General features: G+C 47.5%; 8 protein-coding genes. All 8 read right to left on the minus strand.

Annotated features, from left to right (window positions below; all coding sequences use genetic code 11):
- Window positions 1–1,174 (minus strand): glycosyltransferase family 4 protein (locus tag A3754_RS10330; RefSeq protein WP_156496944.1); only part of this gene is annotated, 1,174 nt, incomplete at its 3' end.
- Complete coding sequence (wecB, locus tag A3754_RS10335; protein WP_197468611.1) at window positions 1,149–2,294, minus strand: non-hydrolyzing UDP-N-acetylglucosamine 2-epimerase; 1,146 nt, start codon at window positions 2,292–2,294, stop codon at window positions 1,149–1,151. The genes wecB and A3754_RS10330, both read right to left, overlap by 26 nt.
- A gap of 3 nt (window positions 2,295–2,297) precedes the next feature.
- Window positions 2,298–3,419: an NAD-dependent epimerase/dehydratase family protein gene (locus tag A3754_RS10340; RefSeq protein WP_063519610.1), complete on the minus strand. Its 1,122-nt coding sequence runs from the start codon at window positions 3,417–3,419 to the stop codon at window positions 2,298–2,300.
- 82 nt (window positions 3,420–3,501) lie between these two features.
- Window positions 3,502–4,506 (minus strand): SDR family NAD(P)-dependent oxidoreductase, encoded by a 1,005-nt coding sequence (locus tag A3754_RS10345; protein WP_063519611.1) that lies wholly within the window; start codon window positions 4,504–4,506, stop codon window positions 3,502–3,504.
- Complete coding sequence (locus A3754_RS26110; RefSeq protein WP_082872409.1) at window positions 4,503–5,672, minus strand: glycosyltransferase; 1,170 nt, start codon at window positions 5,670–5,672, stop codon at window positions 4,503–4,505. The genes A3754_RS10345 and A3754_RS26110 overlap by 4 nt, the downstream gene beginning before the upstream one ends.
- Complete coding sequence (locus A3754_RS26115; RefSeq protein WP_197468609.1) at window positions 5,669–6,373, minus strand: sulfotransferase domain-containing protein; 705 nt, start codon at window positions 6,371–6,373, stop codon at window positions 5,669–5,671. Before A3754_RS26115 ends, A3754_RS26110 begins: the two co-directional genes overlap by 4 nt.
- Before the next feature lie 55 nt (window positions 6,374–6,428).
- Window positions 6,429–7,157, minus strand: a complete 729-nt coding sequence (locus A3754_RS10355) for a putative capsular polysaccharide synthesis family protein (RefSeq protein ID WP_197468610.1) — start codon at window positions 7,155–7,157, stop codon at window positions 6,429–6,431.
- A gap of 1,260 nt (window positions 7,158–8,417) precedes the next feature.
- Window positions 8,418–10,625 (minus strand): polysaccharide biosynthesis tyrosine autokinase, encoded by a 2,208-nt coding sequence (locus A3754_RS10365; protein ID WP_063519615.1) that lies wholly within the window; start codon window positions 10,623–10,625, stop codon window positions 8,418–8,420.
- Window positions 10,626–11,343 lie beyond the last annotated feature (718 nt).

Here is an 11,343-nt window from a genome sequence, read left to right on the forward strand (position 1 = left end):
AGCGATCTTGTGCAAACCGCATTATTTCATTCCTCCCCATAACTTCATGAGCATAAGAAGAAAGAAACCCTTCGACCTGAGAAAACAATGATACGGTATCCTCTAAATCAAAAGCCGCGCCCAAGTTATTCTCTTTTAGCATTCGTCCAAGAGAGGACGAATGCGATACGAATGCCAGACAAGGAAGTCCCGCGGCGAGATACATAATCGTTTTGCTCGGATAGGCTACTTTATCAACACCAGGAGTCAGAGAAACAAGACCGAAGTCCGCTGCCTGCATGGCCTTGATAGCATCAGAAAGTGGCCGATGACCAAGAAACGTTATTTCATCCTGCAAACCATTCTCTCTAACCATACGCTCCATAATTGAACGTACTGGACCATCGCCCATGAATGTAACAACGGCTAAATTCTTCTTGGCCAATTCAATAGCTAACTGGGTTAAAACCTCCAGATTCTGAAACCGGCCCAAACCGCCAGCAAAAAGTAACTTGTATGGCGCTCCATCAGCTCTTTTAACCGGCTCCCGCAGGACAGGTATTTCATCAAGAATAAAGTTGTTTATAACTTTTACATTATCGACTTCACAAGGCCTAGAGGCGATCGTATCTTTCATGTCAGCCGAGAGAGTCAGCACCAAATCAGACTTTACAACGTTCGCCGCATCAATCTTTCTCAAAGAGTCATAAACCCACTGTCTTTTTAAATTACCATTAATACTCATTGACTCAGGATGGATATCTTGGCAGTGATAAACAATTTTGAATCTTCGAAAGCAACGAGCGAACCGCAAGAGCAGGGGCATTATCACCGGCGGAGTCGAGCCAACCCAAATCACTTTTGCTCCTGAAAAAAGAGCAACACTGAAAACCCATACTGCATAATAAAGAGCTGAAAATATTTTCATTGGGATAGAAAATGTTCTTTCTGAGGGCATAGCCAAGCTCTTACAGGCGACCCCCCTCTCCGACGCCCACACTTTGCGCTGAAGCAACTGATCTGTTTGCTTTTCGTGGCAACTGCAAACCAGAACATTCATGCCTGATTTAGACATGCCCTCCGCAATTCCTTTAAGCATAATTGCATACGGATAATTCTGGGGCCAAAAATAACGATGAACAATTGCTATATCAGGCTTCATTTTGTTGCTACCAGTCATACCGGCTGAACTCATCCATGTTTTTCCAATGACTGGCCAGCTTGGCCGTCCCGGTGATCAAACGCACTACGCGCTCGGAAACATTACGTACCTTGTAAGCATCAGGGATTTCACGCTCAGTCCCAGAAAACACATCCCGTGAAGCAGTAGCGATGCGCACACCGTCAATCAGCACCTCTTTGTCCAGCCCGGTCAACGCAATAGCACCCGTATCGAGGGCTTCTGGGCGCTCAATGGAACGACGTAGTGTTACCGCAGGGAAGTCGAGGATAGAAGATTCTTCACTGATGGTACCGCTATCTGAAATCGCACAGAAAGCCGTCATTTGCAGCTTGTTATAATCAAAGAACCCGAACGGCTTCAGGAAGCGAATTGCCTCACTGTCATCCGCCAGGCCCAGTTTCTCCAGGCGATTACGGGTGCGGGGATGCGTGGACACCACCACCGGAAACCCGAACTCTTCGTGAAGAGCCTGCAAGGCTTCAACCACCTTCTTCAGATTCTCTCGGCTGTCCACATTTTCTTCCCGATGGACGCTGACAATAAAGAAGCGGCCTTCTTCCAGCCCCAATCGCTTGAGGATGTCTGATTGTTGAATACTTGGCAGAGAGTGCTCAAGCACCTCACGCATCGGAGAGCCCGTGAGGTAAATAAAGCGATGTGGCAGACCTTCGCTGATCAAGTGCCGCCGAGCGTGCTCTGTGTAAACCAGATTAAAATCGGCGAGGTGATCCACTAATTTACGGTTGATTTCTTCAGGCACATTGGCATCGAAACTGCGGTTACCGGCTTCCATATGGTAAGTCGGAATTTTCATGCGCTTTGCCATAAGCGTCGCGGTGGCGCTGTTGGTATCCCCCAGCACCAGCACCGCATCCGGCTTCTCCTGCAACAAGACCTCTTCTGTCTTGATCAGAATTTCACCCAGGCTTCGACCTAGTGAAGAAGTATCCACATTCAGGAAGTGATCTGGCTTGCGAACACCAAGTTCCTCGAAGAAGACATCATTTAGCTCGTAATCATAATTCTGGCCCGTATGGACAATCTTGTGATCCACAACCTGATCCAGTGCCGCCATCACACGGGCGAGGCGAATAATTTCCGGGCGTGTACCCAGAATCGTCATTACTTTCATCAATCAGCTCCCCTGATCCGTAAGGACCGGCAGAAAATACGTGTCTGGCGCTTCGGGATCGAAAATCTCATGACTCCAAAACAGCGTCATCAGCTCTGTATCGCCCACATTGGTAATACTATGGGTATGCAGCGTTGGCATATCGATATAGACCGGATCATCCCCGGACACCCTAAATTCCTTGACTTCACCATCAAACAAACGGCGTAACCGAATCACCGCTTCACCACGAATCACCAGAAATCGCTCGACTTTGCCAAAGTGAAAATGGTTACCCCGGGTAATACCCGGCTTGGTGGTTGACAGAAAAGCCTGCCCCCCGTTATCGGCTTTCACGGCCTCAAATAGTGAACCCCGATTATCGGTATGTAGCGTCAGCTCGCAGGGGTAATGTGCCGGGTACAAAAAGGAGCGTAAGGTATTGAACAACTGCAAATCGAAATTATCGCGTAGATCGGGGACAACATGAGCAGCATAACTGGCATGCATGGCTGAAAGCTTGCCAGCAACCTCAGCCGCAGAGATAACCTGGCCTTTCAGCCGAATTTCGCCGCTCTGGCCCCGCTCCACCGCGTCCACTATACGAGCACAAATATCCTGAGCATGGAGGAGCTCCAGCATGCCACCGGGATTGATCGACAGAGGCTCACCATCAACAATCTGCTGACAAAAAGTAAATACCGCTGAGTTATAAAAAGGGCGTCCGCCCTCACCAAAGACATGAGGCAATACCAAATCGGAATAATGGGCATTCTCAGTTTCTGCCCACCCTTGAAAAACACGACCCGCACCCGCCTTTCCACGGCCATAGGCGTTATCGCGCTCTTTATGAATGGTGTTGCTATAGAGCAAGTGAGGCTTGGCATTGACTCGAGTGAGTGAATCAACCAGGCGATTCGCCAAGTCGATATTCCCTTGTTCAAGCTCAGCATCTTCTGCTCGGTTGATTCCAGCACAGTGAACGACAACATCAGCACCGTCCAGCGCAGCATCAAGCACGGCATCATCATTGAAGGCCTTGCGATCCAATGCGATAACAGTATCTTTCCAGCCGTCCAGAACACTCAAGTGACACTGCAAATGCCAACCCAACAAGCCGGCAGCGCCGGTAATCACCGTTTTCATAACAATTCCTTTTCCCTAATCCAACCCATATCTCTATAGCCACTATGCTTGCACAGCGAACGTAGTCACCAGGCTTCCAGACTTAGCCGTTTAAGGCTTCCTGAACCTCAGGCAAGGTCAAAAGAAGATCCTTGAGTTCTTCCTTAGAAAGCTGATACGTATTATGGGAGTGGTAATCTTCCGTGCTAGCCTCCTCTACATCGCCTTCGGTAAAGAACTTGGCATAGTTAAGATCACGGTTGTCGTAGCTGACACGGTAATACTCGCCCATGTCATCGGAACGCAGCAGCTCCTCTGCACTGGCCAGAGTTTCATACAGTTTTTCACCATGGCGCCAACCAATAACCCGAATCTCATTGCTGGCTTCAAAAATATCCAGCAGGGTTTCCGCCAAAAGCTGCACGGTACAGGCCGGGGCTTTTTTGATGAAAATGTCCCCCTGACTAGCATTTTCAAAAGCAAAAGCAACCAGCTCAATGGCATCATTCAATGACAACATAAACCGAGTCATGGTCGGCTCAGTCAGCGTCAGGGTTTTACCTTCCTTAATTTGCTTAATAAATAGAGGAATCACGGATCCACGCGAACACATCACGTTGCCATAGCGCACACAGGAAATGACCGTATCATTGTCACCAAGCTGGCGACTGGAAGCCTGAGCCACCTTTTCCATCATCGCCTTGGACATGCCCATGGCATTAACAGGCATTACCGCCTTGTCCGTACTAAGACAGACAAGACTTTTCACGCCGGCATCAACGGCACTATCAATAACATTCTGGCTGCCGATAATATTGGTCTTGACCGCTTCCATCGGGAAGAATTCACAGGATGGAACCTGCTTAAGGGCCGCAGCGTGGAAGACCAGATCGACCCCTTTCATCGCCTTATCGACAGCAGCACGGTCACGCACATCACCAATATAAAACTTTAATTCTGGCCGCGAATAGGAAATACGCATTTCTTCCTGCTTGGCTTCATCCCGGCTTAAAATGCGGATCTCCGGATACCCTTCCGCAAGAAGCTTAGTGACCATTGTTTTACCGAATGATCCGGTACCGCCAGTAACAAGAACAACCTTATTCATCTTCTTTCCTCTAAAAATCCTTCATGATTTCTTGCGACTCTTGCGAAAAAATCAAAAGTTAACTTTGATGCTCTTGGCCATGAATAATCAGATGCAAGAGCACTTGCAGCTCTGCCTTTTTCAGCACGGAGCGCCTCAGATTCAATAAACTCGCCTATCGCATTTGCGATACTTTCTGGCGATTCAACATCACAATAAAGACCGGCATCTTTCAGAATTGATGGCATTGGCTGAAAATCAGAGCAAACCACAGGGGACGAAGACGCCATAGACTCCAAAAGTATATTTGGAAGGTTCTCGCAAGATGAAGCGAAGACAACGATATCCGAACTTCTATAAACTTCCGGTAAAGACTCAAAGCTCACCTTGCCTAAATATGAGACAACTTCTCTGCCGAATGCATCATTAGTACTGGCAATCTTTTTCCGAACCTTTTCCCCGTACCTAGACGCCTCAGAACCAAAAAGAAAAAGATTTAACGATGGATACTTCTCCGCCAACAATGAAATAGCATCAATCACTTCAATTTGATGTTTATACGTATTAAGCGTTGAAACATAGCAAATCTTTATATCATTGCTATTCCAGGATTTTCGATCAGTATAAGAGCAGAAAAAATCGGGATCTATTCCATGCGGAATAATTTCATTATTAACATCAGCAAAAGGAAATTGCTGACCTATCGTTTCAGCCGCATAGTTTGTCAAAAAAAGGCGAGCGCTAGCTTTCTGAAAAGACCAACCTTGAAGGAAACGCAATAATTCAACCCTAAGCCTAGCCTTACCAAGGCCTGCCGAACGTCTCTCTGATGGCAAGAATGGTTGCATGTTTTGCGACATAACCACATCAGGAACATTAACCGCTAGAGAGATCCCTCCCGGGACAAACAGGACATCACAAATGCGGTCAACTTCTTTTGGCAAGAAAACCCTTCTCCAGACCTGCCTATGGAAAACAGATTTATCAAACCATTCAATTGGAACCAGTTCCAACCAGGGCCTTTCTGGCAAATAGGGCAATACTCCGGGGATACCCCAAACAACGACACGACCAATACCCGATTCTTCTGGTGAGGCATTTTTTAAAATTTCGACCAAATGCTTCAGCCCACCACCACCCGTGATATTTGAAGCATCAATACCAACAGTTACTGTCGCATTCATCATTGGTAACCAAGCTTTTCCATTCTGGAACCAACCCTTTTCTCAAATTCGGTCAGACATTCTTCATCAAAATAATTCCTCCAATCCCCTACGGCCCCTTTCCTTAAAAAAGACCCCTTATCCTCTTGGCCATACTTCCTGCCTGATTTGTTTTTAAAAGAATGCCTCTCAACCACTTCTCTAACGACATTCAATTCAGGGTTATTGCCAGTAATTCTGAAGGCAAGATCGCTGAGTGTTTCAACTGGGTTTGTGCGTAGGTCTTCATATCTGACCCATTCAGCCGCATTCTTCTCCCATGCGTCAAAGAAATCAGACCAGTTAAACCCTGGTGATGGCGGAGTATCAAATGCCCATCTAATGAAGGCAGCCATATTTTTTTTTATATCATCATAATCGCTAACACCGAAAGATTTCCGGCATTGCTCTATAAATGAAGGATTCACATGGCTATTCCCTATAATGCAATGATGATACCAGGACACCATCACATCTCTTGGATCCCGCCACACAACAACCGTTCTCTCAAAGCCACCCTTAATCAATGAATGCCCGTGAAATATGGATTTCCTTTTTACTGGAAAAGTGTTCCTAGGAAAATCAATTCCACATACATCGGATAGCATTTCAGCAACCCATGACCCTCCTGACTTAGGAAACTCAACGAGCCTTATCGAATCTTCACTATCCGCAAAAAATCTCATAAATAGATGCCGATAAAGCCCTTCGAACTTCAGCAACAAACGAGACCTGTTACTATTACCTGACATCAATCTTGTCCTGGTAGAATTTTCTACTAACCTTAGAAAAAGACATTTTTTCCCTGTACGCCTTCATGAAATCCTCGTCCGCCATAAACTGTTTATAGGCATCTGCATACCACTTTTCACTGCCTCGGTTGACATTAGGAATCACCACATCCTGACCAGTGACACTCTCAATCCACTTCCGACCCAAATCTGTATCGACCTTATCGTGATGAATAAAGAGACATTTAAACTTCCCTTTTTCGGAAAATCCCAGCCCCGACTCGGTATCAAATTCAATATCTTCAAGACGAATACCGGTAAAACGAGAAAACTCTTTATCAAACCAAGCATCACAAGCGTAATGAGGGAAATATTCAGAAAAAATCTCCTGAAGAATACCCACCCCCTCTCCTTTCGCATATCCTGGATTCTTGGAAAAATAACTCACATACCAAAAAGGAAGATCCTGGAAAAACATTGACACATTTCTCTCTTCTGGCCTTCTCAATGGAACAATCATTAAAATCTCAGAGCTTCTTTTTATAAAAAAACGCCTTATGAAACGATCGATGAAAAAAAGCACTTTGTAAGCAAGCGTATAGCGATACTTAAAGCCGGGGGGACACATGACATTCCCATAGAGATCATGCATATTGACCCCTGACTTAAGCGCCTGAGAAAGTGACGTCGATCCAACTTTTCCATATTGATAGACAAAAACGCAATCTTCGCCTTTCAATTTAAAGTACTTCTCTAACATTATTTACCAAGCACCCTTTTCAGAAAGAAAACAACTAACCAAGCAGCGAGAATCAAAAACAACCCTTGTTGTAAACGCTGTGAATAAGTAGCGATTCCTGCCCAGAAAAATGAGGTAACGTACATCGCAACTGGTATCGAAAGAATATGCGAGACTGTAGAGAGCCTATACGTCACACGATAGAGAGCACACACTAAAAATGTTGCCAGAAAAGCGAATAAGACACCCCCAGAAAAGCCAACATAGTATATATGCTCACCGACAAAAAGAGCCGCAACGGAGTGGCCCGCGTCGATAAGACTCACCGAAAGATTGTCTACCGTATACAGAAAACCAAAGCCAAGCGGCTTGCTTTCCCATAAATTTCTCGGGAAGGCACCAGCAAAAAACAAAACAAATTGATCGATCACACCTTGCAGCCCAAGAGCCGCCCCCATACCTGNGTATTCATTAACGATCTGATCAACCAATCTATATGGAGATGTTGTCGAATCCTTCATCACATAGTGCAAAATATTTGATGCATCAGCCCCTGAGAATCGTAGCATCGACATAAACAAGCTAGCCACTGCTGCTGAAACCAAGAAAAGCCACTTATTAAAATAAAGATCGTAACTAAATATATATATCAGCAAAGGAACCAACATCCACGATGCAATCACAAGCCTACCGAATCCTCCCCACACAAAAAAACAGTAACTAAGAAAAACACAGGCCAGCATTACAAGTGCCGCCGTACCTTTGTACAGCGAAACTCCACGGAGAGAAAATGAAAATGCCACAACCAAACCTGGATAGAGGAAAAAATATGCCGATTTCCCAAATGCCAGACCAAGCAAAATAGTAATCACGCAAAATAAAGCAAACCAAAGCAGAAAAACATCACTTTTTCTTTCCCCTAAACTACTAAAATCACGTTTTCCTGTGGCGCCTATAGCAAATGCTGAGAGGAGCAACACAATGATTGCAGGCTCAATAACAAACTCGTAACCCACAACAATAAATATAACAAGAGGGCAGCAGACAAAAACATATAGCCCTAGAAGCCACATCAAGTGAAACAAATTCCTCTCGCTTGATATTTTTGTTATAGCAAAGACGCCGAAGAAAAATGAAATAATTGCAAGATTATCAGCTCCGACCAATGAAAAAACCAAGCTCAAAGTTAGTGCACAAAAAAACCAGAGCCATATAGAGTTAATCTTCATCGGCGCCAAACCTTAGAAAAAGTCATGTTAATTATTCAGAGTATTTGTACTCGTAGTAACCATATTCATTACTTTTTCTACGCTCCATACAGTTAAGAATCGCCCCTTTAATTTCTACATTATTCTGCGCAAAGCGAGTCAGGGTAACATCCACTTCTTTGACTGAGTTCACTCCAAAACGGGTGACGATAAGACTGCTACCTGCCAACTGACCAACAATGGCAGCATCTGTGACTGCCAGAATGGGGGGGGTATCTACAAGCACAATGTCATACTGCACGCTCAGGGACTCCATAAGCGACTTGAAGCGGTTATGCATGAGCAGCTCTGAAGGATTCGGTGGCACCTGGCCCCGAGGGATAAAGGCGAGATTTTCCATTTTGGTCGCTTGGATGACGGCTTCCTGCTCTTTCTGGCCTGAGAGATAGTCTGACAACCCCTCATCATTACGGTTATCAAAGAAACGGTGCATGTGCCCTTTACGCATATCGGCATCAATCACCACTACATTTTGCCCAGTTTGTGCTAATACTGCCGCCAAGTTGGCGGTGACGAAGGACTTGCCCACCCCTGGGCTAGGGCCGGATACCATGAGCACCTTGTTGCTGGCTTCCATCATGGCGAAGTGAAGACTGGTTCGAAGGCTGCGTAAGGCTTCGATTGCCAGATCGTTGGGGTCGGATAACGCAAGCAACGGTATGGGTTCTTTGTTCTTTTTGTGGCGCCGACGCTTCAGTGCCTCCAGTCTATCTACTTTCTGCTGATGCTCAGACAAGGGAATGGAGGCATAAACAGAGATGCCCTGCTCTTCCAGTTGTTCAGGGCTTTCGATGCCGCGATTGAAGGCAGCTTTAACTAACACATAGCCAACGGCCCCCATACCACCCAACATAGCTGCCAGGATGGCAACCAACGGCTTCTTGGGTTTAACTGGCTCAGGCTGTACCAGTGCCTTATCGATAATGCGAACACTACCCACCGTGCCCGCTTTCATGATACGCAGCTCCTGCACCTTGTTGAGCAGGCCCACGTAGATTTCCTGATTTACTTCCACATCGCGCATGAGGCGCAGGACTTCCTGCTGGGTTTCCGGTAATGCTTTGATTTGACTGTTGAGCTGTTCTTTTTCCTGGTTGAGAGAGCCACGCTGTTGAATCAGGGTGCGATAGGCCGGGTGCTCACGAGTAAAGCGGGCAGAAATTTCGCTTTCCTTGATTTTCAGCTCATTGATTTTTCCCTCAATGGCCACCAACCGCTCCAGTACCGACTGGGTTTCCAGGGACAAATCCACGGATTCGCTTTTCAGGCGATAGGCATTGAGCTTTTCTTCTGCCCCATTCAGCTTTTCTTTAATTTCGGGAAGTTGCTCGTCCAGAAAGTCCAAGCTATTTTCCGCTTCTGCGGACATGCGTTTAATGTTTTGCAGCAAATAGGTTTCGCCGATGGCATTCAGAATGGCGCGAATACGTGCCTTGCTGGGGCCGGTGATGGACATGGCAATAATGCCGGTGGATTTACCTTGCTCGCTAACGGAAAGGCGACCACGCAACAGGTTGACCGCTTTAGCGCGAGCTTGATGCACCAGCGTTAGCGGCTCTTCGCCGTATTGCCATTCGCCTAGCTCCAGCACAATGCGCTTGTCTTCACTGGTAATTGCGGTGCCCAGTGGAGCGCTGCCCACTTTCTGATCGTCGAGATACAGTACGGGCTGGCCATTTTCTTCAATCAGCGTGAAGGCTTTGCCTTCCAGGTTTTCCGGTACCTGGAAGGTTTTAATGGTGACAAAGGTTTCGCTGTCTCGGTAACCTGCAAACAGAGGTTGAGGTGCGAACTCAGGGGCAGGATCTGGCGCACCGATGCTGCCAATTAAAGGAAAGCGGTCAGGCTCGACCTTAATATCCAGCTGCAACTGGTCGATGATTTCTCCCAGCACCATCCGCGAACGGATGATCTGGATCTCCGCATCGGCAGAGGATTCTTCGGTGAACAGTTCGTTCAGTTCGGAAAAGCCGGGCACGCCACCCTGCTTGTCTTCCACTTGCAGCAAGGCATCGGCTTTGTAGATGGGCGTGGCCAGCAGGCCGTAAGCCACCCCCAGTGACAACGCAATCAAGGTGGTGCCGATAATCAACCAGCGATGGTCGACCAATAGGCCCCAGAGCCGTTGCAGATCAATTTCGTCAGCCATGCTGGACGACGACTGTGGCTGCCGTGCTGTGTTTGTTGCGTTTTCTGCCATGTTTTATTGCTCTGCTGTCTGTTTTTCTGTTGGGCGTTTTTTCGGGGCCCCTTGTAGGAGTTCCCTTCCAGGGGACGAATTCGAGCCTTGGCGAGTAAACGCCGGCTACCGACCCTTCATTTCGCGCTGGAAGGGCCACTTGTTGCTTATCACCCCTTTGGGCGATCTCCGCGCTGGCGCTTGGTTCGTCCCCTGGAAGGGAACTCCTACACAGCGGTGCTGTTTCCTGTCGAGCTGTGCCCGTGTACCGGCGGTTTCTCACCACCCCTTTGGGTGAGCTCCGCGCTGGCGCTTGGTTCGTCCCCTGGAAGGGAACTCCTACAGTGGCGCTATTTCCTGTCGAGCTGTGCCCGTGTACCGGCGGTTCTTACCACCCCTTTGGGTGATCTTCGCGCTGTCGCTTGGTTCGTCCCCTGGAAGGGAACTCCTACACAGCCGTGCTGTTTCTTGTCGAGCTTTGCCCATGTAACGGCGGTTTCTTACCACCCCTTTGGGTGATCTCCGCGCTGTCGCTCGGTTCGTCCCCTGGAAGGGAACTCCTACACAGCGGTGCTATTTCCTGTCGAGCTGTGCCCGTGTACCGGCGGTTTCTTACCACCCCTTTGGGTGAGCTCCGCGCTGGCGCTTGGTTCGTCCCCTGGAAGGGAACTCCTACACAGCGGTGCTATTTCCTGTCGAGCTGTGCCCGTGTACCGGCGGTTTCTTATCACCCCTTTGG

The organism is Alcanivorax sp. HI0083 (assembly GCF_001635175.1).